The 23,635-nt window shown below is 57.7% G+C and carries 32 protein-coding genes; 20 read left to right on the forward strand and 12 right to left on the reverse strand.

Annotated elements, in window-relative coordinates; genetic code table 11:
* The first annotated feature begins 3 nt into the window (after positions 1–3).
* From QKB66_RS06965 to QKB66_RS06990, 6 genes are all read left to right on the forward strand, one after another.
* Positions 4–582 (forward strand): hypothetical protein, encoded by a 579-nt coding sequence (locus QKB66_RS06965; RefSeq protein ID WP_248093752.1) that lies wholly within the window; start codon positions 4–6, stop codon positions 580–582.
* 575 nt (positions 583–1,157) lie between these two features.
* Positions 1,158–1,529: a 30S ribosomal protein S12 gene (gene rpsL, locus QKB66_RS06970; protein WP_046646811.1), complete on the forward strand. Its 372-nt coding sequence runs from the start codon at positions 1,158–1,160 to the stop codon at positions 1,527–1,529.
* A gap of 6 nt (positions 1,530–1,535) precedes the next feature.
* Positions 1,536–2,003 carry a 30S ribosomal protein S7 gene (gene rpsG / locus QKB66_RS06975; protein ID WP_042529270.1) on the forward strand — a complete coding sequence of 156 codons (468 nt, stop codon included), beginning with the start codon at positions 1,536–1,538 and terminating at the stop codon, positions 2,001–2,003.
* A 348-nt stretch (positions 2,004–2,351) separates the two neighbouring features.
* A complete protein-coding gene (fusA, locus tag QKB66_RS06980; RefSeq protein ID WP_061920474.1) occupies positions 2,352–4,481 on the forward strand; it encodes an elongation factor G in 2,130 nt (709 codons plus the stop codon).
* A gap of 417 nt (positions 4,482–4,898) precedes the next feature.
* Complete coding sequence (gene tuf, locus QKB66_RS06985; RefSeq protein WP_248093753.1) at positions 4,899–6,089, forward strand: elongation factor Tu; 1,191 nt, start codon at positions 4,899–4,901, stop codon at positions 6,087–6,089.
* 112 nt (positions 6,090–6,201) lie between these two features.
* Entirely contained in the window at positions 6,202–6,921 is a 720-nt protein-coding gene (locus QKB66_RS06990; RefSeq protein ID WP_414252977.1) for a hypothetical protein, read from the forward strand.
* Here the strand turns inward: QKB66_RS06990 and QKB66_RS06995 are convergent.
* From QKB66_RS06995 to QKB66_RS07025, 7 genes are all read right to left on the reverse strand, one after another.
* The gene (locus QKB66_RS06995) at positions 6,918–7,484 is read right to left on the reverse strand and encodes an alkaline shock response membrane anchor protein AmaP (RefSeq protein WP_248093757.1); all 567 of its coding nucleotides are present in this window, start codon (positions 7,482–7,484) and stop codon (positions 6,918–6,920) included. The two genes, QKB66_RS06990 and QKB66_RS06995, sit on opposite strands and share 4 nt — an antisense overlap.
* Positions 7,477–8,052 (reverse strand): DUF6286 domain-containing protein, encoded by a 576-nt coding sequence (locus QKB66_RS07000; RefSeq protein ID WP_248093758.1) that lies wholly within the window; start codon positions 8,050–8,052, stop codon positions 7,477–7,479. Before QKB66_RS07000 ends, QKB66_RS06995 begins: the two co-directional genes overlap by 8 nt.
* Positions 8,045–8,881 (reverse strand): Asp23/Gls24 family envelope stress response protein, encoded by an 837-nt coding sequence (locus QKB66_RS07005; RefSeq protein WP_248093767.1) that lies wholly within the window; start codon positions 8,879–8,881, stop codon positions 8,045–8,047. The genes QKB66_RS07000 and QKB66_RS07005 overlap by 8 nt, the downstream gene beginning before the upstream one ends.
* Positions 8,881–9,075 carry a DUF2273 domain-containing protein gene (locus tag QKB66_RS07010; RefSeq protein WP_061920486.1) on the reverse strand — a complete coding sequence of 65 codons (195 nt, stop codon included), beginning with the start codon at positions 9,073–9,075 and terminating at the stop codon, positions 8,881–8,883. Before QKB66_RS07010 ends, QKB66_RS07005 begins: the two co-directional genes overlap by 1 nt.
* 11 nt (positions 9,076–9,086) lie before the next feature.
* A complete protein-coding gene (locus tag QKB66_RS07015; protein ID WP_248093769.1) occupies positions 9,087–9,425 on the reverse strand; it encodes a hypothetical protein in 339 nt (112 codons plus the stop codon).
* A gap of 29 nt (positions 9,426–9,454) precedes the next feature.
* The gene (locus QKB66_RS07020) at positions 9,455–9,958 is read right to left on the reverse strand and encodes an Asp23/Gls24 family envelope stress response protein (RefSeq protein ID WP_248093770.1); all 504 of its coding nucleotides are present in this window, start codon (positions 9,956–9,958) and stop codon (positions 9,455–9,457) included.
* 68 nt (positions 9,959–10,026) lie between these two features.
* Positions 10,027–10,245 (reverse strand): hypothetical protein, encoded by a 219-nt coding sequence (locus QKB66_RS07025; RefSeq protein ID WP_414252978.1) that lies wholly within the window; start codon positions 10,243–10,245, stop codon positions 10,027–10,029.
* A 408-nt stretch (positions 10,246–10,653) separates the two neighbouring features.
* Between QKB66_RS07025 and rpsJ the strand changes: the two genes are divergently transcribed.
* Genes rpsJ through rpsQ form a run of 11 tightly spaced genes read left to right on the forward strand, consistent with a single transcriptional unit; the run spans position 10,654 to position 15,832 of the window.
* A complete protein-coding gene (rpsJ, locus tag QKB66_RS07030; protein WP_003848085.1) occupies positions 10,654–10,959 on the forward strand; it encodes a 30S ribosomal protein S10 in 306 nt (101 codons plus the stop codon).
* A gap of 42 nt (positions 10,960–11,001) precedes the next feature.
* Positions 11,002–11,658: a 50S ribosomal protein L3 gene (gene rplC / locus QKB66_RS07035; RefSeq protein WP_061920490.1), complete on the forward strand. Its 657-nt coding sequence runs from the start codon at positions 11,002–11,004 to the stop codon at positions 11,656–11,658.
* Positions 11,655–12,317, forward strand: coding sequence for a 50S ribosomal protein L4 (gene rplD, locus QKB66_RS07040; RefSeq protein WP_061920492.1), 663 nt, complete (start codon positions 11,655–11,657; stop codon positions 12,315–12,317). Before rplC ends, rplD begins: the two co-directional genes overlap by 4 nt.
* Positions 12,317–12,619 carry a 50S ribosomal protein L23 gene (rplW, locus tag QKB66_RS07045; RefSeq protein WP_061920494.1) on the forward strand — a complete coding sequence of 101 codons (303 nt, stop codon included), beginning with the start codon at positions 12,317–12,319 and terminating at the stop codon, positions 12,617–12,619. The genes rplD and rplW overlap by 1 nt, the downstream gene beginning before the upstream one ends.
* A gap of 35 nt (positions 12,620–12,654) precedes the next feature.
* A complete protein-coding gene (rplB, locus tag QKB66_RS07050; RefSeq protein ID WP_061920496.1) occupies positions 12,655–13,491 on the forward strand; it encodes a 50S ribosomal protein L2 in 837 nt (278 codons plus the stop codon).
* Positions 13,492–13,504: 13 nt separating this feature from the next.
* Positions 13,505–13,783, forward strand: a complete 279-nt coding sequence (rpsS, locus tag QKB66_RS07055; RefSeq protein ID WP_005527741.1) for a 30S ribosomal protein S19 — start codon at positions 13,505–13,507, stop codon at positions 13,781–13,783.
* Positions 13,784–13,786: 3 nt separating this feature from the next.
* Positions 13,787–14,149, forward strand: a complete 363-nt coding sequence (gene rplV / locus QKB66_RS07060; RefSeq protein WP_061920498.1) for a 50S ribosomal protein L22 — start codon at positions 13,787–13,789, stop codon at positions 14,147–14,149.
* Entirely contained in the window at positions 14,149–14,895 is a 747-nt protein-coding gene (gene rpsC / locus QKB66_RS07065) for a 30S ribosomal protein S3 (RefSeq protein ID WP_248093772.1), read from the forward strand. Before rplV ends, rpsC begins: the two co-directional genes overlap by 1 nt.
* Before the next feature lie 3 nt (positions 14,896–14,898).
* Positions 14,899–15,315, forward strand: a complete 417-nt coding sequence (rplP, locus tag QKB66_RS07070; protein WP_061920502.1) for a 50S ribosomal protein L16 — start codon at positions 14,899–14,901, stop codon at positions 15,313–15,315.
* Complete coding sequence (rpmC, locus tag QKB66_RS07075) at positions 15,315–15,545, forward strand: 50S ribosomal protein L29 (protein WP_061920505.1); 231 nt, start codon at positions 15,315–15,317, stop codon at positions 15,543–15,545. The genes rplP and rpmC overlap by 1 nt, the downstream gene beginning before the upstream one ends.
* 2 nt (positions 15,546–15,547) lie before the next feature.
* The gene (rpsQ, locus tag QKB66_RS07080; protein WP_061920507.1) at positions 15,548–15,832 is read left to right on the forward strand and encodes a 30S ribosomal protein S17; all 285 of its coding nucleotides are present in this window, start codon (positions 15,548–15,550) and stop codon (positions 15,830–15,832) included.
* 18 nt (positions 15,833–15,850) lie between these two features.
* Here rpsQ and QKB66_RS07085 read toward each other — a convergent pair whose 3' ends face one another.
* Complete coding sequence (locus QKB66_RS07085) at positions 15,851–16,462, reverse strand: GNAT family N-acetyltransferase (protein ID WP_414252979.1); 612 nt, start codon at positions 16,460–16,462, stop codon at positions 15,851–15,853.
* Positions 16,463–16,505: 43 nt separating this feature from the next.
* On the opposite strand from QKB66_RS07085, the gene QKB66_RS07090 reads away from it, so the two are divergent.
* Together QKB66_RS07090 and QKB66_RS07095 are read left to right on the forward strand one after the other, a co-directional pair.
* Positions 16,506–17,888, forward strand: a complete 1,383-nt coding sequence (locus QKB66_RS07090) for an MFS transporter (RefSeq protein WP_414252980.1) — start codon at positions 16,506–16,508, stop codon at positions 17,886–17,888.
* 81 nt (positions 17,889–17,969) lie between these two features.
* Entirely contained in the window at positions 17,970–18,503 is a 534-nt protein-coding gene (locus QKB66_RS07095; RefSeq protein ID WP_414252981.1) for a TetR/AcrR family transcriptional regulator, read from the forward strand.
* Between the two features lie 48 nt (positions 18,504–18,551).
* Here the strand turns inward: QKB66_RS07095 and QKB66_RS07100 are convergent, their stop codons facing one another.
* From QKB66_RS07100 to QKB66_RS07115, 4 genes are read right to left on the reverse strand one after another with little or no spacing between them, the layout of a single operon-like run.
* Entirely contained in the window at positions 18,552–19,106 is a 555-nt protein-coding gene (locus tag QKB66_RS07100; protein ID WP_414252982.1) for a metallophosphoesterase, read from the reverse strand.
* Positions 19,103–20,740, reverse strand: a complete 1,638-nt coding sequence (locus tag QKB66_RS07105) for an ABC transporter permease (RefSeq protein WP_414252983.1) — start codon at positions 20,738–20,740, stop codon at positions 19,103–19,105. Before QKB66_RS07105 ends, QKB66_RS07100 begins: the two co-directional genes overlap by 4 nt.
* Positions 20,741–21,799 (reverse strand): ABC transporter substrate-binding protein, encoded by a 1,059-nt coding sequence (locus tag QKB66_RS07110; protein WP_248092756.1) that lies wholly within the window; start codon positions 21,797–21,799, stop codon positions 20,741–20,743. It lies immediately after the preceding gene.
* Entirely contained in the window at positions 21,792–22,763 is a 972-nt protein-coding gene (locus QKB66_RS07115; protein WP_414252984.1) for an ABC transporter ATP-binding protein, read from the reverse strand. Before QKB66_RS07115 ends, QKB66_RS07110 begins: the two co-directional genes overlap by 8 nt.
* A 341-nt stretch (positions 22,764–23,104) precedes the next feature.
* Here QKB66_RS07115 and QKB66_RS07120 point away from each other — a divergent pair, with 341 nt between their 5' ends.
* Positions 23,105–23,566: a hypothetical protein gene (locus QKB66_RS07120; protein WP_248092753.1), complete on the forward strand. Its 462-nt coding sequence runs from the start codon at positions 23,105–23,107 to the stop codon at positions 23,564–23,566.
* The last annotated feature ends 69 nt before the right edge of the window (positions 23,567–23,635 follow it).

The following is a 23,635-nucleotide window of genomic DNA, read 5'->3' on the forward strand; positions in this document are numbered from 1 at the left end:
TGAATGGATTACGACAGACAGCTCGAAGAACTCCTCGCCAGGATCATCAACATTGCAGAATCCCGGAAGCAGCCTTTTCGTCCAGTGACGGTACTAATCGATGGACCGTCGGGCGCGGGAAAAACCTGGAGCGCGGCTACTCTGGCAGGCAAGACTGGCTGGAGGGTTGTCCATCTCGACGAATTTTATCCTGGATGGCATGGCCTTGAGCGAGGCTCTGAAATCGTGCATGAGCAGGTACTTCGCGAAACTAACCCAGGATATTGGAGATGGGATTGGGAAGTCGATGCTCAAGGTGAGTGGGCGAGCCTCGACGCGCGCGACGACTTGATCGTTGAAGGTGTCGGTGCCGTGACCGAGGCGAATGTACAAGCTGCGGCAGAGCGTGGAACAGTGATCACCGTCGGCATTTATGGGCCGCGGGAGGCACGTCGGGCCCGCGCGATTGAGCGCGATCCCAACTATGCCGAATGGTTCGAGACTTGGGAGGCCCAAGAATCCCACTACTTCGAGGCCCTTGCGACGCCGCCCGAGTTGGTTTGGGAATGGACGGAAGGCGCATGGACAGAGCACACCGAATGATTCGAAACCATCACGTGGTTTGGATGGATCATGGTCGGTGCGCTCCTCAGCGGCTGGCTACTGCTGGTGTGCAGGCCAACTTCAAAACCTAACTTATGTGCCTGGCCGATAGCTTGCTCCAATTGAGCGGAGGTGAGGGGTCCCGCCGGAGAATACGAGGGCGTCGAGTAGCCCGCGCCGCGTATCTAAAGCTCAAGTACTTTTGACCACCGATGAAGGCAGGCCACAAACACAATCTGCGAGGGTGCAATTGTCACAGGCCCAATATCTTGTACCACTTCCGTCGGTGTCACGGAATCCGAGTACACGATGTTGTGGTTGTGATGTATTTCTATTGCAGCGGGCGAAAATGCGGGGCATTGCGAAAAACTCGGGATTTGGGGTATGCGTGGGCGGGTGATAAACTCCACTGAGGTTTCGCCTTCGAGTAGGGCGAAAAGTCTGATCGATTAATCGGCTTGAATGGCTGATTGATGTTCTGGACATGCGGAAGGGCCCCGGAAAAGAGCCCCTATTTTTGCGTGTTTGGGCAGCATCGGTCAGTTCAGCCGAAGTCATACAGAAAGACTAGATTTATGCCAACTATTCAGCAGCTGGTCCGTAAGGGCCGCCATGATAAGCGCTCCAAGGTCGCAACCGCAGCGCTGAAGGGTTCCCCTCAGCGTCGTGGCGTTTGCACCCGCGTTTACACCACCACCCCGAAGAAGCCGAACTCTGCACTGCGTAAGGTCGCTCGTGTTCGCCTGACCTCCGGTATCGAGGTTTCCGCGTACATCCCAGGCGAGGGCCACAACCTGCAGGAGCACTCCATGGTGCTCGTCCGCGGCGGTCGTGTTAAGGACCTCCCGGGTGTTCGTTACAAGATTATCCGTGGCGCCCTGGATACCCAGGGCGTTAAGGACCGCAAGCAGGCTCGTTCCCGCTACGGTGCAAAGAAGGGACAGTAATCAACAATGCGTAAGAATGCTGCTCCGAAGCGTCCTGTAGTTAAGGACCCGGTATACAACTCCGAGCAGGTCACCATGCTCGTGAACAAGATCCTCCTCGATGGCAAGAAGTCCACCGCAGAGCGCATCGTCTACGGTGCACTCGAGGCTTGCCGTGAGAAGACCGGTACCGACCCAGTCGGCACCCTGGAAAAGGCTCTGGGCAACATCCGCCCCGACCTCGAGGTTCGCTCCCGCCGTGTCGGTGGCGCTACCTACCAGGTGCCAGTTGAGGTTAAGCCGGCTCGCGCTAACACCCTCGCTCTGCGTTGGTTGGTGACTTTCACCCGCCAGCGTCGTGAGAACACCATGATCGAGCGTCTCGCTAACGAGATCCTGGATGCATCCAACGGTCTTGGTGCTTCCGTGAAGCGTCGTGAAGATACCCACAAGATGGCTGAGGCAAACCGCGCCTTCGCACACTACCGCTGGTAATTTTCCAGCGTATGCCTATGGTCCGAGCAACGTAATAGTTTTGCTGAACAGTTCCACCCGCTTTCTGCGGTTAAAACTGCAAACACAACTTCATATCGTTGCTCGGGCCATTTTTCTAAGCGGGTGTCTTCTCTTTGTGGGCAGACGGCTAGCTTGGGGAGGCAGGCTACATAAAGGTGTATTAAGGTGCACCGCTGGAAGTTTTAGTAGCCCTGCGGCTGCTAAGACGGCCGAGACGTGGCAAGATTAATAAAGACCTATCCATGCGGACGGATTGGTGCTGGAACCTCGCTTTGAAAGTGGGGAACCGGCGCGAAGCGTCCACGATAAATAAGTTGGGGTAAAACCGTGGCACAAGAAGTGCTTAAGGACCTTCACAAGGTCCGCAACATCGGCATCATGGCTCACATCGATGCTGGTAAGACCACCACCACCGAGCGTATTCTCTTCTACACCGGTATTAACCGTAAGGTCGGCGAGACGCACGATGGCGCATCCACCACTGACTGGATGGAGCAGGAGAAGGAGCGCGGTATCACCATTACCTCCGCTGCTGTTACCTGTTTCTGGAACAACAACCAGATCAACATCATCGACACCCCGGGTCACGTTGACTTCACCGTTGAGGTCGAGCGTTCCCTGCGTGTCCTGGATGGCGCTGTCGCTGTCTTCGACGGCAAGGAAGGCGTTGAGCCACAGTCCGAGCAGGTGTGGCGCCAGGCTGCTAAGTACGACGTTCCGCGTATCTGCTTCGTCAACAAGATGGACAAGCTGGGCGCTGACTTCTACTTCACCGTTCAGACCATTATCGACCGCCTCGGCGCTAAGCCACTGGTTCTGCAGCTGCCAATCGGCGCTGAGGACGACTTCGACGGTGTCGTTGACCTGCTGAACATGCGTGCCATCACCTGGCGCGGCAAGGTCGAGACCGGCGCTGAGCCGACCATCGAGGAGATCCCTGCTGACCTGCAGGAGAAGGCAGAAGAGTACCGCGAGAAGCTGCTCGAGGCTGTTGCTGAGTCTGACGAAGAGCTCATGGAGAAGTACTTCGGCGGCGAGGAGCTGACCCTTGACGAGATCAAGGCAGCCATCCGCAAGATGACCATCAACTCCGAGATCTACCCGGTTCTGTGTGGTACCGCTTACCGCAACAAGGGCGTTCAGCCGCTGCTCGACGCAGTCGTTGACTTCCTTCCGAGCCCGCTGGACGTCGGCGAGGTCATTGGCCACGCTGTTGGCAACGAGGAAGAGCAGGTTACCCGCAAGCCGGCTGTTTCTTCCCCGTTCTCCGCACTGTCCTTCAAGATTGCTGCACACCCGTTCTTCGGCCAGCTGAACTTCGTTCGCGTTTACTCCGGCCAGGTCTTCCCAGGCACCGAGGTGCTCAACTCCACCAAGGGTAAGAAGGAGCGCATCGGTAAGCTGTTCCAGATGCACGCCAACAAGGAGAACCCTGTTGAGCAGGCTGACGCAGGTAACATCTACGCAGTTATCGGCCTGAAGGAAACCACCACGGGCGACACCCTGTGCGACAAGGACAACCCAATCATCCTCGAGTCCATGGACTTCCCGGAGCCGGTTATCAAGGTTTCCATCGAGCCAAAGACCAAGGCTGACCAGGAGAAGCTGGGTACCGCTATCCAGAAGCTCGCTGCTGAGGACCCAACCTTCACCGTCGAGCTCGACGAAGAGACCGGCCAGACCGTTATCGGCGGCATGGGCGAGCTCCACCTCGACGTTCTGGTTGACCGTATGAAGCGCGAGTTCAAGGTCGAGGCAAACATCGGTAACCCACAGGTTGCTTACCGCGAGACCATCCGCAAGACGGTTCAGTCCCTGGACTACACCCACAAGAAGCAGACCGGTGGTTCTGGTCAGTTCGCAAAGGTCATCGTCACCATCGAGCCTTACAACCCGGACCCAGAGACACTGGAGGAGGGCGAGTCCGCAACCTACAAGTTCGAGAACGCCGTCACCGGTGGCCGCGTTCCGAAGGAATACATCCCTTCCGTAGACGCTGGTATCCAGGACGCAATGCAGTACGGCTACCTCGCTGGCTTCCCGCTGGTTAACATCAAGGCAACCCTCGAGGACGGCGCTTACCACGACGTCGACTCCTCCGAGATGGCCTTCAAGCTCGCTGGCTCCCAGGTTCTGAAGGAAGCTGTTGCTAAGGCAAAGCCAGTCCTTCTTGAGCCGGTCATGGCCGTTGAGGTTGTTACCCCTGAGGAGTACATGGGCACCGTTAACGGTGACATCAGCTCCCGTCGTGGCCAGGTCTTCGCTATGGAAGACCGCTCCGGCGCAAAGGTTGTCAAGGCAAAGGTTCCGCTGTCCGAGATGTTCGGTTACATCGGCGACCTGCGTTCTTCCACCGCTGGCCGCGCAAACTTCACCATGGTCTTCGATTCCTACGCTGAGGTTCCTTCCTCCGTTGCAACCGAGATCATCGAAGAGCGCACCGGCAACAAGGCCTAACTAGCCTTAAGGCAATCGCCACCCCCTCACGCTTCAGCCCCGCATACGGCTGGTAGTCTTTGCCAGTAGATTCCAGTTGCGGGGCGGGGCAAAAGCTTGCAGCTTTTCTCCCGCGTGAGGCAACTGGTTGGGTAGCGGTTGGCTGAACTTGCACTTGCAAAAGTGTTGGTTGAGCCGGCCGTTACCCTCCCAGGATCCGTTATCAGATTCTTGTCGAGGGTCAACGACCGCACAACATGCGCGGGGTTACCTCCTATTTAGGCGGTTTGAAAAAACTGCGGCATAAATCTAGGATCGTGTAACTGGCACGTAAAGAAAGCGTCATTAGCGCTTCGGAGCATTCGTTCCAAGTGCCAATGACATTAACCAACCACGTGGCTGCCTATGCAGCCGCCATAGAGTCCAGGAGGACAAACAGTGGCAAAGGAGAAGTTCGAGCGTACGAAGCCGCATGTTAACATCGGCACCATCGGACACGTCGACCACGGCAAGACCACCACCACCGCAGCGATCACCAAGGTTCTGGCTGACCAGTACCCGGAGGAGAACACCGCTTTCGCATTCGACATGATCGATAAGGCTCCTGAGGAGAAGGAGCGCGGTATTACCATCAACATCTCCCACGTTGAGTACTCCACCCCGAAGCGCCACTACGCACACGTTGACGCTCCGGGCCACGCCGACTACATCAAGAACATGATTACCGGTGCTGCTCAGATGGACGGCGCTATCCTGGTTGTTGCTGCAACCGATGGCCCGATGCCGCAGACCCGCGAGCACGTTCTTCTGGCTCGCCAGGTTGGCGTTCCTTACATCCTCGTTGCACTGAACAAGTGCGACATGGTTGACGACGAGGAAATCATCGAGCTCGTCGAGATGGAGATCCGCGAGCTGCTCGCTGAGCAGGACTACGACGAGGAAGCTCCGATCGTTCACATCTCCGCTCTGAAGGCTCTTGAGGGCGACGAGAAGTGGGTACAGGCTGTTGTCGACCTCATGCAGGCTTGCGATGACTCCATCCCGGATCCGGAGCGCGAGCTGGACAAGCCGTTCCTGATGCCGATCGAGGACATCTTCACCATCACCGGCCGCGGTACCGTTGTTACCGGCCGTGTTGAGCGTGGCTCCCTGAACGTCAACGAGGACGTTGAGATCATCGGTATCCAGGACAAGTCCCTCTCCACCACCGTTACCGGTATCGAGATGTTCCGCAAGATGATGGACTACACCGAGGCTGGCGACAACTGTGGCCTGCTTCTGCGTGGTACCAAGCGTGAAGAGGTTGAGCGTGGCCAGGTTGTTATCAAGCCGGGCGCTTACACCCCTCACACCCAGTTCGAGGGTTCCGTCTACGTCCTGAAGAAGGAAGAGGGCGGCCGCCACACCCCGTTCATGGACAACTACCGTCCGCAGTTCTACTTCCGCACCACCGACGTTACCGGCGTCATCAAGCTGCCTGAGGGCACCGAGATGGTTATGCCTGGCGACAACGTCGAGATGTCCGTCGAGCTGATCCAGCCGGTCGCTATGGACGAGGGCCTGCGCTTCGCTATCCGCGAGGGCTCCCGCACCGTTGGCGCTGGCCGCGTTACCAAGATCATCAAGTAAGAGCATTTGCTTGAGCGTTTAAAGTAACGCCCTTTAAAGCCACCGCTTTCCCGTCCCGGGAAGGTGGTGGCTTTTTACATGTCTTGCACCCGCGCCAGTTAAGCTATGAGCCATGCTTGATCCCACACGCATCGACCGCACCCTGCAGGCTCTGAAAGCTGCGTGGGAGGGGCAGCCGGAGCTCCCCTTGGGCACGCTGTTTGCAATGCTGGCCAAACAAGGCCTCGGATGGGGTGCTGATGACGCGGATATGGTTCGCGCGTTGGAGCAAATGGCGCGGTTGCATCCACCGACACTGCCGCTTGGCGACGGTCGCGTGGAGGAAGGATTGTGGCTACTCGTCACCGAGCGTGAGCGCGTGACTATTGGCGAGGAAAATGTGGTCATTCGCCGTACCGGCGATGATGGTCCTCGGCAGCCGGTGGCGTGGAAGTACTCGGCTGTTCGGCCGGTGGGACCTGGTCGTCCTCTTGTTATCAAGGACTCGGAGTTTATCGAACATCGCTTTGGCGTAGTGGAGTCAATTACCCGCCTAAAGCAAGATTCACGCCGGCTCAGCGGGTTGAAAAGGCACAACGTAGGAGAGCGGGCGTGGCTTATCCGCACCGAGCAGGAAACCATCCTCTTGGACCACGGCTTACATGCATTCAGAATTGCACGGCGCTGCCTGCAACGTGCTGACTATTCCTGGCAGCAGGTTCTGCAGTGTAGTCCCGGGAAGCCTTTGCAAGTATCGCTGTCACGTGGGGTTACGCATGAATTTGGGGCGGTCACCGAGGTGCTCCTCGCTGAATCCGCTCCTGCCATTGCCGTCGATGGTTACATTGACTAGTCCTTCAGTGCCTTAACCTGCCTAAAGTGCAGCTTGTACACGGTATCTAGATTGGCGTCGGGAAATGCTGTGCGGAAGTCTTCCTCGCTGGCTTCGACTGTCTTGGTTAGCTCATCTAGTGGCATATCCGCGCTGGCTTCTATCTTGTATTGCAAGGTCGGCCGCGCACGGTCATAGGCCACCAACCGGTGAACCTTCTCGACTCCGTCGAGAGCATCAAAGCTTTTGGCCACGGCACCAGCAATAGCTTGCATATTGGTGGAAATGGCGCCTTCATCATTCGAAGAATCGGATGCGACGTTGTTGAAGCGCCGGTGGCGCAGGTTCGCCACGATGAGCCAGATGCCGGCTACCGCTAGGAGCATGGTGGCTGCACCCAGCGCTACCGGCCACCAACTAGCGCTAGGCAGTGCTGCCCAAGCGTCGTGATCAACCCAGCGTGCCAGGGAAGTGGCGAAGGGAACCTCAAAATGAATGAGGATCGGCCAAAGCCCTAGCGCAATGAGGACTACGGCGATGAGGAATAACAAGAAACGGTCGAATGCTGCCAAGCCCTTAGACATGATTATCGACCTCCGGGAGATTTTCTGCCTTTACTTTTAGCTGTGGGGCGCGCTCCAACGAGGAAAGGGCTTGCGATACAGCCTCTTCCACGCGGCTGACCAATAGTTTGTCCTTAGTGTCGCCGTTGACGGTGATATCGACGCCGATCTTCTTCTTGCTGATTACTGCGCGGCTACGGGCAGCACTGACGCCGGGCACGCGGCGCGCAGCGGCTGAGGCCACGCGCGCGATGTCTACCGAGCGCAGCCACATCGAGGCGGTGTCGGAGGAGAGCCTGGTATGTGTCTTTTTGCGTGGTTTGAACACCGCAATGAGCAAGATGAGGCCAATGGCAATAGCGATGCCGCCGCCTATCAGCATCCAGGTTTCGACCGCGTCCTGTGACATCACGTCGATGAAAGGCTGCAGCCAGGAATTGGCTTTAGTGCTGACAGCCCACGTTTCCCTTCCGAGAAAAGCTGCGGCGCTCAAGCAAACGATTCCGAGGAAAACGGCCCATTTACGGGCTGCAGGGGATGCCGCCGGCCTTTGGCCAAAGCCCTGCGGGAGAGCATCTTTCTTAGACATCCTGGCCCCCTCTGTACATCGGGTTGATTGTGATTTCGCGCAGTGGCTGTGGACGGGGCGCTACAACATGTCGAACCGGCGCGGTACCTTGCAGTGAGGCCTGGCGGACAGGTGCTGGCTCGGGTGCGCGGACTGTGCGCAGCGCAACCGGGCGGGGAGCACTTACCGGACGCGGCTGCAGCGGCCGAGGAGTCGCCACGCTGCGTACAGCGACGGGATTGGGAGCGGTGACAGGGCGGACGTGGTTAGGCGTGGGCGCCGTTACCTGCAAGAGCCTAGTTGGCTCCGGGGCGCGTACGGACGCGACCTGAAGCGGAGCGCTGTCAGCGTCGATAGAGCGCACCGGTTGCGGGGCAGGCGCATCTATATTGCGTATTGGCACCGTATGGTTGGTGGTTATCGGTTTAAGCTGGCGCTCCGGAAGTGACCGCGGAGTGATTGCCCGTGGCGTTTGTCGCGCGTCGACGGCAGGGCCTGACACGCGCTCGCCCGGTACTGCTGCGGCAACGGTGACGTTGACGCGGGTGGTGCGGTAGCCGGTATAGGCTGCAACCCATTCCTCGATGGCTTTGCGGGTCGACTTCGCTACGTCCGTGACAGGACTCGGCCAGGTCACCGCGATCGAGGCATCCACCGCTAGCACCTCGGAAGCAGGATCGCTCTGGATAAGCAGGCGCGGAAATGCGCGCCCGGCTAAGCCGGCGAGCTTGGCGTCGATGGCTTCGGTCCCGGGGACGGAAGCGATGGCGCTAGTGACAATGTGCTCGAGAGCCTTGTGCGTAAACCGCAAGGTGCCATCAGCGCGCTGTTGTGGCGTGGCAGATGGCATTATCCCTGCCCTTTATCCTTGCCGATAATTCCGTACCACACGGCGGTGAGGTCGATACGGCCGTCGAAGTGCGCACCTACAACACCACCGATGGCGGCAAGCAGGATGGCCAACACCGTGGGCCACAGGCCAAGGTGGATGAAAAAAGCCAAAACCAACCCGGCAACAATGCCCAATGTGGAGTAGTTCTTCATAATCTTCCTTCTTAATCTTCCAGTGCGCTGCTTAATGCATCAGCCACGACGACATCAACACGTTGCAGTCCCGGGCAGGCCTCAAGCGCCGCGGCGCGGGCGGCGTCCGCGATTGTGGCAACCGGAATGCGCTTCGCGACGTCGATGACAAGGTGTACCTCGACATGGCTATCATCGCGCGGACTCGGGCGCTTTATGCCGCCGATGCGCTCGCCGGGGTAAAGCAACGCAACTTCGCCGAAAGAACCGGGATGCAGCTTGGCGACGCCCTGGATGGCTGCTACTGAGTCGACGATGCGATGTGCAGCAGCGGCATCTAGTTCAAAGCGCTCCGGAGAGGACTCCATCATTTAAATAACTGCCTTAGTCTTTGAAAGGCCTATTCCTGGCCCTGTGCCAAAGCGTTGTTGGAGGCCTGCTCGCTGGCAGTGTCTTCCTTTGGCAGTTTGACGTCGTGGACCACAACGTCAACACGCTCAACGTTTAGGCCGGTCATGCGCTCGACTGCGTTCATGATGTTGCGGCGGATAGCCTCAGCCAACTCGTGGATGGCAACGCCGTACTCGGCAATGATTGCAACCTCGATTGTGGCTACTGCGTTGTCGACCTGAACGTTAACGCCTTGGCGGACATCCTCAGATGCGCCGAAAGACTCACGGATGGAGCCCATCATGCGTGCGCCGCCACCGCCCAATGCTGCAACGCCAGAAACCTCGCGGGCTGCGATGCCAGCGATCTTGGAAACCACCGCATCATCAATAGTGGTGGTGCCGTACTCGGTCTCCAGGTTCTTGTTGACCTCTGGGGCCGCAGCGGCGGCGTTTGTCTGCTCGGCGGGGGCTGCTGCGTTCTGTTCAGTGTTTGCTGGGGTATTAGCGGACATTGCTGCTCATTCCTTATCTATAGGGGACTTGCTCAATTGTTTCTTGATTGCGAGAAGTTTCGGCTCAACTACAAAGCTACCTTTCCGAGCTTATAACCAAATGTGGACATTGTGGGGTGCTCAATAGCAATCTTTTGCAAAACGTGACTTTGCGCACGGTTTGGAAAAAAGTTTGGAAAATGCGCGATTACATGCTTAAATACAAGGGTTGCTTTAACATAACGGCGTTTGAAGATCGTGAGCGTTGCCGCTCCGATGTTTAGCAAAGTTGCTGGTAAAGCGAACATGACACCTTCGCAGGTGGGCACTTTTCAAGTGCGTGCCGAGAAGGTCATTTAATCGGGCTAGGTCCGCGTTTAGCAGAGACATCCCGAGCGAATGGACCGGAGAAGGGGCATGGCAAATAAACAGCGGCAGTATATGAATTGGATTTGTACCTCCACGTGTAATGCGTGAGGAACCGTCCTCTTTCTATAGAACTTTGACTTACGGGTCTTGTACCCCGTCGAAAGCACTGCAACCGGGTTTATTGCCAGGTCGCAACTTTTGGTCGTCATGACAGTCAGACAACTGGCGTTGCGCCCAGGCCCTAGAGTCCGGACAACGTTATAGAGAAATCGAGAAGCAATTCCCACCGCTTCACGCCCCGGATACGCCGGGAATGTGAATGTGGGGTAGCGAGGAAGAGGATAAGCGTGGCGGGACAAAAAATCCGCATTCGGCTGAAGGCCTATGATCACGAGGCTATCGACGCTTCTGCAAAGAAGATCGTCGAGACCGTTACCCGTACGGGTGCTCGTGTTGTTGGCCCGGTGCCGCTCCCAACTGAGAAGAACGTATACGCCGTTATTCGTTCTCCGCACAAGTACAAGGACTCTCGCGAGCACTTCGAGATGCGCACTCACAAGCGCCTCATCGACATTCTCGACCCGACCCCGAAGACCGTTGACGCTTTGATGCGCATCGACCTTCCGGCCAGCGTCGACGTAAACATTCAGTAGTGTAAAGCGATCGACGAATAGATATTTGGTGGAGAACTAACAATGAGTGAAAACGAGATCAAGGGCATTCTGGGCAAGAAGCTCGGCATGACCCAGATCTTCGACGAGGAAAACCGCGTTGTACCGGTTACCGTCGTTGAAGCTGGGCCGTGCGTTGTTACCCAGATTCGCACCGCAGAAACCGATGGCTACAACGCCATCCAGATCGCATTTGGCGAAATCGACCCACGCAAGGCAAACAAGCCTGCCGCAGGTCACTTCAAGAAGGCTGGCGTAACCCCACGTCGCCACGTTGCCGAAATCCGCATGGATGACACCTCTGCTTACGAGGTTGGCCAGGAAGTTACCGCTGACATCTTCGAGGGCATCACCTTCGTTGACGTCACCGGCACGACCAAGGGTCACGGCTACGCTGGCGCCATGAAGCGCCACGGCTTCGCAGGTCAGGGCGCTGCCCACGGTAACCAGGCTGCTCACCGCCGCGTCGGCGGCATCGGCGCCTGCGCTACCCCGGCTCGCGTCTTCAAGGGCACTCGCATGGCTGGCCGCATGGGCCACGACCGTGTGACCACCCAGAACCTGAAGATTCAGAAGATCGATGCCGAGTCCAACCTGCTGCTCATCAAGGGTGCTATCCCTGGTGCACGCGGTGGCCTCGTCACCGTTAAGACCGCAGTGAAGGGCGGTGCACACGCATGAGCAACCTCAAGCTAGACGTCCAGACCGCTGAGGGTAAGACCAACGGCTCTGTCGAGCTGCCAGCAGAGATCTTTGACACCGAGGCATCCATCGCTTTGATGCACCAGGTTGTCAACGCTCAGCTTGCTGCTGCACGCCAGGGCACCCACAAGGCAAAGACCCGTGGCGAGGTTTCCGGTGGTGGCCGTAAGCCTTTCCGCCAGAAGGGCACCGGTCGTGCACGCCAGGGTTCGATCCGCGCACCGCACTACGCAGGTGGCGGCATCTCCCACGGCCCGGTTCCGCGCGACTACGCACAGCGCACCCCTAAGAAGATGATCAAGGCTGCTCTCTTCGGTGCACTGTCTGACCGCGCTCGCAACGAGCGTATCCACGTAATCGAAGAGCTCGTCCCAGGCCAGACCCCGTCCACCAAGGCGGCAAAGGCTTTCATTGAGCGTCTGACCGAGCGCAAGAATGTGCTGCTCGTTGTTGGCCGCGAGGACATCAACGCTCGCCGCAGCGCCAACAACCTGCCTAACGTCCAGATCCTGGATGCAGGCCAGCTTAACACCTACGACGTCCTTTACTCCGACGACGTTGTGTTCTCCGTTGAGGCTCTGCACACCTTCGTCGCTCGCGCTCAGGGTGCGAACGAGGAAGTTAAGGAGGAGAAGTAATGGCTAAGCTCGCTAACCCGCGTGACATTGTCATCGCACCGGTCGTTTCCGAGAAGTCCTACGGCCTGATGGAGCAGAACGTTTACACGTTCTACGTCTCCACGGACTCCAACAAGACCCAGATCAAAGATGCCATCGAGCAGATCTTCGGCGTAAAGGTTGACTCCGTGAACACCGTCAACCGTGCAGGTAAGCGTAAGCGCACCCGCACCGGTTTCGGTCAGCGTAAGTCCACCAAGCGCGCTTATGTGACGCTTCGCGAAGGCAGCGACTCCATCGACATCTTCGGCGGCGGCGCTTAAGCGCCACCGGAGAGCCGAAAGGAAAAGGAAGAATTATGGCTATTCGTAAGTACAAGCCGACAACTCCGGGTCGCCGCGCATCCTCCGTGTCCGAGTTCGAGGAGATCACTCGTTCTACTCCGGAGAAGTCCCTGCTGCGCCCGTTGACCAAGACTGGTGGTCGTAACAACTACGGCCGCATCACCACCCGCCACATCGGCGGTGGCCACAAGCGTCGTTACCGTCTGATCGACTTCCGTCGTACGGACAAGGACGGTATCCCGGCAAAGGTTGCTCACATCGAGTACGACCCGAACCGCACCGCAAACATCGCTCTTCTGCACTACGCAGATGGCGAGAAGCGCTACATCATCGCCCCTAAGGGCCTGAAGCAGGGCACCATCGTTGAGGCCGGCGCCAACGCCGACATCAAGGTTGGTAACAACCTGCCGTTGCGCAACATCCCTACCGGTACCACCATCCACGCTGTGGAGCTCAAGCCGGGCGCAGGCGCTAAGCTTGCTCGCTCCGCTGGTGCTTCCATCCAGCTGCTGGGTAAGGAAGGCAAGTACGCGATCCTGCGTATGCCGTCCTCCGAGATCCGCCGCGTCGACATCCGTTGCCGCGCAACCGTGGGTGAGGTCGGCAACGCTGACCAGATGAACATCCGTTGGGGTAAGGCCGGCCGTATGCGCTGGAAGGGCGTTCGCCCGACCGTCCGTGGTGTCGTCATGAACCCGGTTGACCACCCACACGGTGGTGGTGAGGGTAAGACCTCCGGTGGTCGTCACCCTGTGTCCCCATGGGGCAAGAAGGAGGGTCGCACCCGCAACCCGAACCGTTACTCGAACAACATGATCGTGCGCCGTCGTCGCCCGAACAAGAAGCGCTAAGAGGAGGTAAACAATGCCACGCAGCCTTAAGAAAGGCCCGTTCGTCGATGAGCACCTCCTCAACAAGGTGGATGCTCAGAACGAGGCCGGCACCAAGCAGGTCATCAAGACCTGGTCTCGCCGCTCGACCATTCTGCCTGACTTCATCGGTCACACCTTCGCCGTCCATGACGGCCGTAAGCACGTGCCGGTGTTCGTAGAGGACTCCATGGTCGGCCACAAGCTCGGTGAGTTCGCACCAACCAAGACCTTCAAGGGTCACATCAAGGACGATAAGAAGGGACGTCGATAAGCGATGAGTGAAACCATCACCTCCGCATCCGCAACGGCCCGCTACGTCCGCGTTACTCCGATGAAGGCACGCCGTGTCATCGATCTGGTTCGCGGCAAGTCCGTAGCCGAGGCACTTGCAATCCTGAAGTACGCTCCGCAGGGCGCTGCTAAGCCAGTCGCTAAGGTTGTTGCTTCTGCAGCTGCTAACGCTGAGAACAACTTCGGTCTGGACCCACGCACCCTGGTCGTCTCCGAGGCATACGCCAACGAAGGCCCGACCATGCGTCGTTTCCAGCCACGCGCACAGGGCCGTGCATTCATGATTCGTAAGCGCACCAGCCACATCACCGTGGTGGTCGAAAGCCAGAAGGAAGGGGCCAAGTAATGGGCCAGAAAATCCATCCTCACGGCCTACGTTTGGGCATCACTTCCGACTGGAAGACCCACTGGTTCGCCGATAAGGACTACGCGAACTACGTAGCCGAAGACATCAAGATCCGTCAGTACCTCGAGAAGGGCCTCGACCGCGCTGGCATTGCCAACGTCGTTATCGAGCGCACCCGTGACCGTGTACGCGTCGACATCCACACCGCCCGCCCGGGCATCGTGATCGGCCGCCGCGGTGCTGAGGCAGACCGCATCCGCCGCGAGCTCGAGAAGCTCACCGGCAAGATGGTCGCCCTCAACATTCTCGAGGTCAAGCAGGTCGACGCAAACGCAACCCTCGTTGCTCAGTCCGTCGCCGAGCAGCTGGTTAACCGTGTTGCATTCCGTCGTGCAATGCGCAAGGCTATCCAGTCCGCTATGCGCCAGCCGCAGGTCAAGGGTATTAAGATCCTCTTGAACGGCCGTCTGGGCGGCGCGGAGATGTCCCGTACCGAGCGCTACCACGAGGGTCGCGTTCCGCTGCACACCCTTCGCGCCGAGATCGACTACGGCACCGCAGAGGCTCACACCACCTTCGGCCGCATTGGCATCAAGGTGTGGATCTACAAGGGTGACGTCGTCGGTGGCGTACGCGAATCCGAACTGAACGCTCCGGCGCAGGGCCGTGGCCGCGGTGACCGTAACGGTCGTCCGCGCCGTGGTGGCCAGCGTCGTCAGCGCGCACAGCAGAAGCAGGAGGGCTAATCCATGCTGATTCCTAAGCGCGTTAAGTACCGCCGCCAGCACCGTCCTACCCGTACCGGTGTTTCCAAGGGCGGTAACCGCATCAACTTTGGTGATTACGCAATCCAGGCTCTCGAGCCGGCTTACATCACCAACCGTCAGATTGAGGCCGCACGTATTGCCATCAACCGCCACGTCAAGCGTGGTGGCAAGGTGTGGATCAACATCTTCCCGGACCGTCCGTTGACCCAGAAGCCGCTCGGCGTTCGTATGGGTTCCGGTAAGGGCCCGGTTGAGAAGTGGGTCGCCAACGTTAAGCCGGGCCGCGTCCTCTTCGAGATGTCCTACCCGAACGAGGCCACTGCAATTGAGGCACTGCGCCGCGCAGGCCAGAAGCTTCCTTGCAAGGTCCGCATCATCAAGAAGGAGGACCAGTTCTAATGGCAACCGGTACCCCCGCCCACGAGTTCCGTGAGCTCGACAACGCTGAGCTGGAAAAGCGTCTGCAGGATGCGAAGGAAGAGCTGTTCAACCTTCGTTTCCAGAAGGCTACCGGCCAGCTGACCAACAACCGCCGCATCGGCACGGTTAAGCGCGACATTGCCCGCATCTACACCGTTCTTCGCGAGCGCGAGCTGGGCCTGTCCGTAGTTCCGGGAGCTGAGGCTTAATCATGAGTGAGGCAAACGTGAACGAAGTAAAGAAGGAGCGCGGTGCGCGCAAGACCCGCATCGGTATCGTAGTTTCCGACAAGATGGATAAGACCATCGTCGTCGAGCTCGAGGACCGCAAGCAGCACGCGCTTTACGGCAAGATCATGCGCTCTAACAAGAAGGTTAAGGCACATGACGAGAACGAGACCGCCGGCGTCGGCGACCGCGTTCTGATCGCCGAGACCCGCCCGCTGTCTAAGGACAAGCACTTCCGTCTCGTCGAGGTCGTTGAGAAGGCTAAGTAAAACCTAGCTTTTCAACACTTAAGCCGGCCGAGCTTTTCCTCCTTTAGGAAGAAGGTTCGGCCGGCTTTTCATATGCGCGTATTTTTTAAGCGTTCGTCGCGCTGCCCGGTATAGCAACGTATCTAGCGTGGTCTCCCAGTAGACGGTGTCGATGCCGGCACCGGGGTCGTCGCAAAGCGTGTCTGCTCTATCGGCATAGCGGGATAGTGCCGTCATACTCTGCTTGTTGGTAGACCAAGTCTTGGCGAGGATGGGGCATTTCAACCGCATTGCGGCGGTGCAGATATGGCGCACATACGCGTTAGTGAGTCCGTGCTTGCGCCATTCGTGCGCGGTGACCGCGGTGCTCACGTATAGGTAGCTTTGGCCCTGCCATTGATAGGGATAGTAATAAGCGCAGAACCCTGCCAACTTGTTGTTGCGGGTGACCGTGATGATGGTGGCCTTTTCGATCAACGACTCGTAATAGTCTTTGATTCCCGTATTCGCTCCCTGGCTGTCCCAGTCGGTCTGTCCAACGGCCGCGCGCTGCGAGAGCGGGGGAGTGAAGTCCTTGTCGCAACGAGTTAGAAGTTCGAAGAGTTCTTTTGCTTCGCCGACGGGAATCTGTCCTGGTTTGTAGTGGCCCATTAGCGTAGTCTCCAATCTCTTTAAAAGTGGTAGTTTGTAACGCATGGTAGAGACTATCGCTAAAACGCATTGGTCGCATCTATTAACACTGTGTGCCGGAATTATGACGTTGTATATGAATACGACCATGGTTGCGGTTGCCCTGCCAGCATTGACGAACTCACTAGGTGCGAGCCCCGCGGAAGCCGCATGGGTTGTCTCCGCATACAATGTCGCCTTCCTTGCGGTATTGCTGCCGTGCGGGCTCTTCGGCGACAGGCTCGGACATAAACGACTACTCCTCTTAGGAAGCATGGTCTTTTTTGTATCCGCGCTCGTGTGCGCGCTTGCTCCGTCGGCCATCTGGCTCATTGTCGGACGTGCGGGCATGGGACTTGCGGCCTCGGTGTTTACGCCGATGTCGCTGGCCCTTTTGCCCACGGTGATAGAGCCTTCCGACATGGCACTGGCCAATAGTTTGTGGACCGCCGCCGGTGGTGTTGGCGCTCCTTTAGGTCCGCTCCTGGGTGGCTGGATTATTCATGCTTTAGGCTGGCGAGGCATCTTCTGGCTTGACGTCGTTGTCATCGCCCTTGTCTTTTTCGGCTGTAGCCGACTGCCGAAGGCAAGGTCTGTTCCTTCCCATCTGGCGCTGCCGTGGGTACAGATCTTGCTCTCTGCCTTTGGTTTCCTTGTTCTCACGGTCGGCATGATTAACGTCAGCGGCAAGGTCTCATTTAGTGCGGTTTGGTTACCAATTCTGATTGGGTTGGCTGCTTTGGCACTGGCCCTGGTCTTCGGCGGAAGGAGCGATCAAGCGCTCGTGGACTTGGGGCTTATGAACAATCCGCGCTTCCTCGTGAATACTGTGACCCTGTTCTTTATCAACTTGGTGCTTTTCGGGCTGCTTTATGTCACTCCGCACTACCTGCAGAATATCTTGGGCAACTCGCCTGCCCGGGGTGGCTTGATGCTTATGCCTTTGGCCGGCACTGCCATCGTTGGCGCCTTGGCAGCCGGGCTGTTGGTGCGGCGAAGCAAGATTGGGCGGTGGCTTCTGCCTAGCTCGATTTTCCTCGTCGCCGGGGGGCTGCTGGTTGGTGCGTTGACGAGTCCATCCAGCGGATATGGATATTTGGCCGCGGGGTTAAGCCTTGCCGGCTTTGGTGTGGGGGCGGGGCAATCCTTGGCTTTGCAGGAGGCGATGGCGCAGGTTCACCCGGAGCGCCGGGGAAGTGGTGCCTCGTTGGTTAATACAATTCGGCAGCTTGGCTCGCTCCTAGGCGTTGCTTTCATCGCCTCACTCGTAATTAACTTGGCAGGCGAGCCGGCTAGCGACGCCTCCTATATCCATGCGATGGATAGCGTCTTTGTCCTGTGTAGCGCTGCTTGTGTTTTAACGGGATTTGCGTTGTTATTCATGCACACGAGGCAGCAGAAATTATAGAGTTAAGGCATGGTGTCACGTCCTTTAGAATCTTCGTCTTCGGACAATCTTGGGCTTAATCGTCGCGACCGAAAGAAACTTATGACGCGGCGCGCGATCCGAAGTGCGGCGCTCGAGCTTTTTGCAGAGCGTGGATATGACGACGTCACCGTGGCTGAAATTACCGAAGCCGCTGATGTCTCAGCGATGACCTTCTACCGCCACTTTGGCACGAAAGAAGCCGTTATCACCAGTGTCATCATCAGTCCCGAAGCAACAAAGGTTCTGGTGGACATCGCGCAGATGACTGATTATAAGAACTTGGAGGCAGCGCTCCGCGAACTCTTCAGCGATGCCGATGCGTGGGGAGGACAGCTCGCAGATCGAGTCCTTCTGTTGCGTGAAAATCCTTCGTTGCTGGGCCATATCTGGCAGCACTCGGACCAGTGGGTGGACTGCGTCCTAGCTGAGACGGGCACCAGCATTATCGACCGCACCCGTGCCCGCAGTCTGATCGGCATCTTCATCGAATGCATCGCAAGTTGGTCCGAGCACAGGGATTTTCCAAAGAACGCCGGCCTCAAAGAGCTTTTAATTCAGACCATCCCAGCAACTCTCGCGCCGCATCCGAGTTAACGACCCCCGAGCGGTCTCTGCTCGCAAAGACAACCTTTGAAATAGTCTTTAAGAAAACCTGCTCACCGCGGAAGTCGTCGGGTCGTAGTGCACGCCGGCACGCATTCCCGTCCAACCGATGAACGGTTCCGCGCTTAGCGTGACGGGCTTGTGCACGTGCCCAAGCACCCACGTCGCACCGCTTTCTTGCAGATCCTCTAGCTTGCACGGCAGGCAAGGCTTGCGGCTGAACTCACCGTGCACAGAGGTGTGAAGCAGTCCCAGGCCATTGAAGCTGGGGATTTTGATTTCTCGTGGGTCAGGGTCGGTGGCCACGCCGCAGGTCCACGCCTGCACACCGTCGATCTCGAAGAAGTGTGGTTCGGTCCCGTGCACGATGATTCCTTCGGGCCATTTAAAGTCATGGTGGACATCGTGGTTTCCCGGAATAAAGTGGATAGTCTCAAAGGAAGATTCGGCTAGTAACTTTTCACCTTTGCGTGCCCATTCCGTGCCGACGTTTCGGTCCACGATGTCGCCAAGAACCACCAAGGTACCGTCTCCCTCCGGGAGCTCATAGCTGCCGGGTAGGCCTAGGTGAATATCTGAGATGATGGTGATCATGCACGTTCCTTTTGCTGCCACAGGGTGACGAGTACGAGGACGATGGTGGAGGTGCCCACGCCCATGAGGGTCATTGCCATGGCCTCAGCGCGGTGGCCTTGATCGAATTGGCTCATGATCCAGGGCGCTAGCAGGTTGATATTGTTCGGGCGCACTAGAGAGGACATGACGAGTTCGCGGAAGCCCACGAAGAAGGCCAGAATCCAACCCGCAGCGATACCCGGCGCTAGCAAAGGCAGCGTGATCCGGAAGAAGGTCTGGTGACCCTTGGCACCGGAGACCTTCGCTGCTTCGTAGATGGTCGGGGAGACTGCCGTAGCAGAGGTTTTGATGTTCTGCACGGCCATTGGCGTAAACAGCACCGTGAAAGCCATCACCAGTATGAGCTGTGTGCCATAGGGGCTCCACGGCAGATTCGGCGAGTTCCACAGCAGGATGAAACCAATGGCTAGAACGATTCCCGGAACGGTATCGGGTGCAACTGCGAGGAAGTCCACTATGCGCGCAACTGGTCTACGGCGGCGTGTAGTCAATAGGGTGACGGCCAGCGCTACTAGAACGGCAACCGTCGCACCGATTGCACCAAGCAACAAGGAACGCAGCATTGCTTCGCGGCCCGAAGACATCGACAGAACGATGCCGAAGTAGTCAAAGGTGAGGTTATCCGGCGTCGGCGGTGCCGAGCGCAGAATCGTCATCGCTGCTAGTGCAATGGAAATATACGGGATGACCACGGAAAGGGCGATTGTCAGCGCCACCCAACCGCCGCACAAGAATCGGGCGAACGAACCCAAACGCGCGGACACGCTGCGGGCGACGCGGCCGCCGTTGGTTATATCTCGGCGCGCGGCCCATTGCTGTAACGCCCAAGCACCCACACCGATGGAAAAGAGCACCGAGGACGAGGCCGCCGCTTGAGAAAAGCTCAGAGGATCAATGGTTACATCCTGATAGATCGAAGAGACCAGCACCTCGTAGCCGATTGCATTGCCCAGCGTGACCGGCGTGCCAAACTCACCTGCTGCCTTGATGAATACAATCAACGCGCCTAGAGAATAAGGCCCCAGTGTCATCGGTGTGATGATGCGCCGGAAAAACTGCCACCGAGAGGCTCCTGCAACCTGCGCCATCTCCAGCGTCGATGCCGGGATGCTGGTAAGACAGTTCCGCAGCACTAGGTAGAAGAATGGGAAGAGCTCTGCAGCCATGATGAAGGCCATGCCGCCTACCGAATAGATGGCGTCGTGTGCCAGCTTGCCCAACATTTCACCCAGAAGCATCGCGGCCACGCCACCGCGGCGGGTGAAATCCATCCAAGCCATCGCGGCGGCGAAGGGCGGTGTCATGAAGGGAATCATGATTGCGACTTCGAGCGCGCGGGAGTTGCGCCACGAGGTCCATGAACGCAGAAACGCTAGTGGGGCCGCGAACAAGGTCGCGAAGACTACAACGAGGAAGGACAACCACAAGGTGTGGCCGATAATGCCTGCCATTCCCGGCTGCGCCAGGGTTCCTAAAGCCGATGGTTCTTCGCGGTAGCCCAAAAACGCACTAGCCAACACCGCCACTAGTGGTGCTGCTACGAGGACAAGCAGGACAACGAGAATGGAGTAAAGACCAGTGCGTCTTGCCATTTACTTCTCCAAGTAGCGGGAAACGAAGGACTCCTTGACGTCGGAGGATTCCTTAGACAGGGCATTCCAGTCCTCAGAGAGCTGGGAGATGTCCTGCAAAGCCGGGCCGTTCTTAGGCTCTACATTCTTGGCAGCAGGGATCATGTTCTTGGAAGCGGAAATCTGCTGGGCTTCCTCGGAGAACATGAAATCAACGAAGGCTTGTGCTGCTTCCTTGTTGTCAGTGGACTTAAAAATCATGACCGGACGCGGGGTAACGGTGGTGCCGGACTTAGGGATTACCACCTCGAGCGGCTCGCCCTTGGACTTGGCGGAGTATGCGGAGTAATCGACGCCGCCTAAGACGATGCCGCGTGAGCCGGAGGTGACCTGGTCAAGTGCTGGACCGTTAGCGCCCTGCACGATCATGCCGTTGTCGAAGAGTTTGTCGAACAGCTCCCATGTCTTGTCTTCGCCCCACTTGGAGACCATCGCCGTGATCAGATCAGCGGCGGTGCCGGACTCACGCGGATCCGGCATGATGACCTGATCCTTGTACTTCGGATCCGCGAGCTCCTCCCAATCCTGCGGGACCTCGTCTACGACGTTGGTGTTAGTGACGAGGGCGAGGGCAGAACCATCGCGGCCGGTGAAGGTCTTGTTTGGGCCAGTCCATTTCTGGTTGATGTCGTCAGAGTTCTCCGGCGTGTATTCCGCTAGTGCACCGGTCTTGTCCTGCTTGCTGGCGGCGTTCCAAGATGCAAGGTAGACAACGTCGGCCTGAGGATTTGCTTCCTCAGCCTTGATCTTGGCGGTAACTTCGCCGGTGGTGCCGGCGAAAACGTTGACGTCTACGTCGGTCTTTTCCTCAAAGGCCTCCACGAGGGCGTCGGTAAGCCCCTGCGGATTCGCGGAGTAGTAATCGAGAGAACCGGAAAGGCCTTCGGGTGCCTCCCACTTTTCGGCCGCTGCGACTGCGCTGTCCTGCGCGGAATCGGAGGTGTTAGCGCTGTCTACAGATCCGCAGCCAGTCAGGGTGAGGGCAATTGCGGCGATGGGAAGAGCGATTTTCTTAAACATGGGAAACTCCTTGTGGTGTGAGATAGAGCGTTTGTCCTGGTTGAAGGCGAGTGCGGCTGTAGACAGTCCATTCCTCTGCGGCCCCGGCCACGGCGCATTCGACTTCAAAGCGTCCGCCGACGAAGTGGGCCGAAAGTACCTCGGCAGGGATTGCCCCGCCCACGTCATCGACGGAAACGAGAACGTTTTCCGGGCGAACGGGCGGGAAGTCGGGGTGGTGGTTCATGGTTCCCACGAAACTTGCTACGAAGTCATTAGCTGGGTGTTCGTAAAGCGTGACAGGGTCGTCGAATTGCACGATGGAACCCGAATCCATGACGGCGATGCGGTCAGACATAGCTAGGGCTTCCGCTTGGTCATGGGTGACATAAATGACGGTCAGACCCAGTTCACGGGTGATGCGAGTGAGCTCGGCACGGATTTGGACGCGGAGTGCAGCATCGAGCGCGGACAGTGGTTCGTCCATCAACAACAAACGGGGATTGGATACCAAAGCGCGGGCGATGGCCACGCGCTGTTGCTGTCCGCCAGAAAGCTGGGCTGGGCGCGCGTTTGCTTTACTCGTGATGCCCACCATCGCCATGGCCTGGGCTACGGATTCTTTGCGCTTTTGCTTGTCGACGCCCTGAATCGACAGGGGGAAGTCGATGTTCTTCTCCACGCTCATGTGTGGCCAGAGCGCAAGGTCCTGGAAGACCATGGAAAGGCCGCGTTCATTAACAGGGATAACGCTGTTTGGGCCGAAGACTTCGCGGCCGTCAAGAGTGATGCTGCCAGCATCTGGTGTTTCTAGGCCGGCGATACAACGCAGCAGGGTGGACTTACCGCAGCCCGACGGGCCGAGGATAGAGATGAACTCACCTTCGCTTACGGAAAGATCTGTTTCATGCAGGCCGGTGTTATCCGCGAATTCACGGCGTACCCCGTTCAGCGAGAGATAAGCATCATGGGATGAGCAATGCATGAGTGGATAGGTTAAAGATGGCGTTTTAAGTATCAGAAGCGGCTAATTAAACAGTGTCTTAATTTTTAAAGTCTTTTAAGATACGTATTCCGGCTTCGCCCAATAGTGGGGATGTACCCAGTAAACTGCGAAGCATTTGCCGCTTGCCGACGCCGCCGGATCGCCGATTTCCACAATCCTCACCGCCCCAGGGCGTTAAGCTAAAAAGCTGTCCCCTATCTCCTTATGTGTTTTGAGGTCCAATCATGCGCCGCTATGTTTCCTTTCTCTGTGTTGCTGCCCTAGCGCTTTCTGGCTGCAGTAATTCCGGAAAAGACGACTCCGCTAAAGAAACAGAGAAGATGTTCAATACGCTGGTGCCGCAAAGTTCAGCAGAGGCGGATTCCCAAGAATCCACGGCGTCAGAAGAATCGAAGAAACCAGCGGTGGTCGTTGAAGACGGCATCTTGAAGATGACGGGTAAGGTTGTAAAGAAGAAAGGTCGTGAGACCCTAGGCTCGCATCCTGAATCCGGAATCCTTGAAAGCGAGCTCAACGGCGACTATTGGATCCTCGAATTTGACGCTCCGGGGGAGATCACCGGGAACAAGGCAGGTTACAAGGAAACCCGTGTGGTCGATAGCGGCTTCCTTGCATCGCACTACAGCGCGCACGAGGAAAGCCGCGAAAAGGCAGAGCCGTGGGTGGGCAAGCATGTGACGGTGTCGATCGCTGCTAACAACGTTAGTTGGCCAAGTGATCCCTCTTTGCCGATCGGCCTGCCTCGTGTGGGCACCAGCTTTGAAATCGAAGCTGCTGAATAACAAGAACTCCTTGTGGCTGCGCAGAGCAACTACAAGGAGTGCTTGATGTTTTTCGGGGAGCCAAAGGCA

This window comes from Corynebacterium sp. c25Ua_89, assembly GCF_047459735.1.
GTDB lineage: Bacteria > Actinomycetota > Actinomycetes > Mycobacteriales > Mycobacteriaceae > Corynebacterium > Corynebacterium simulans.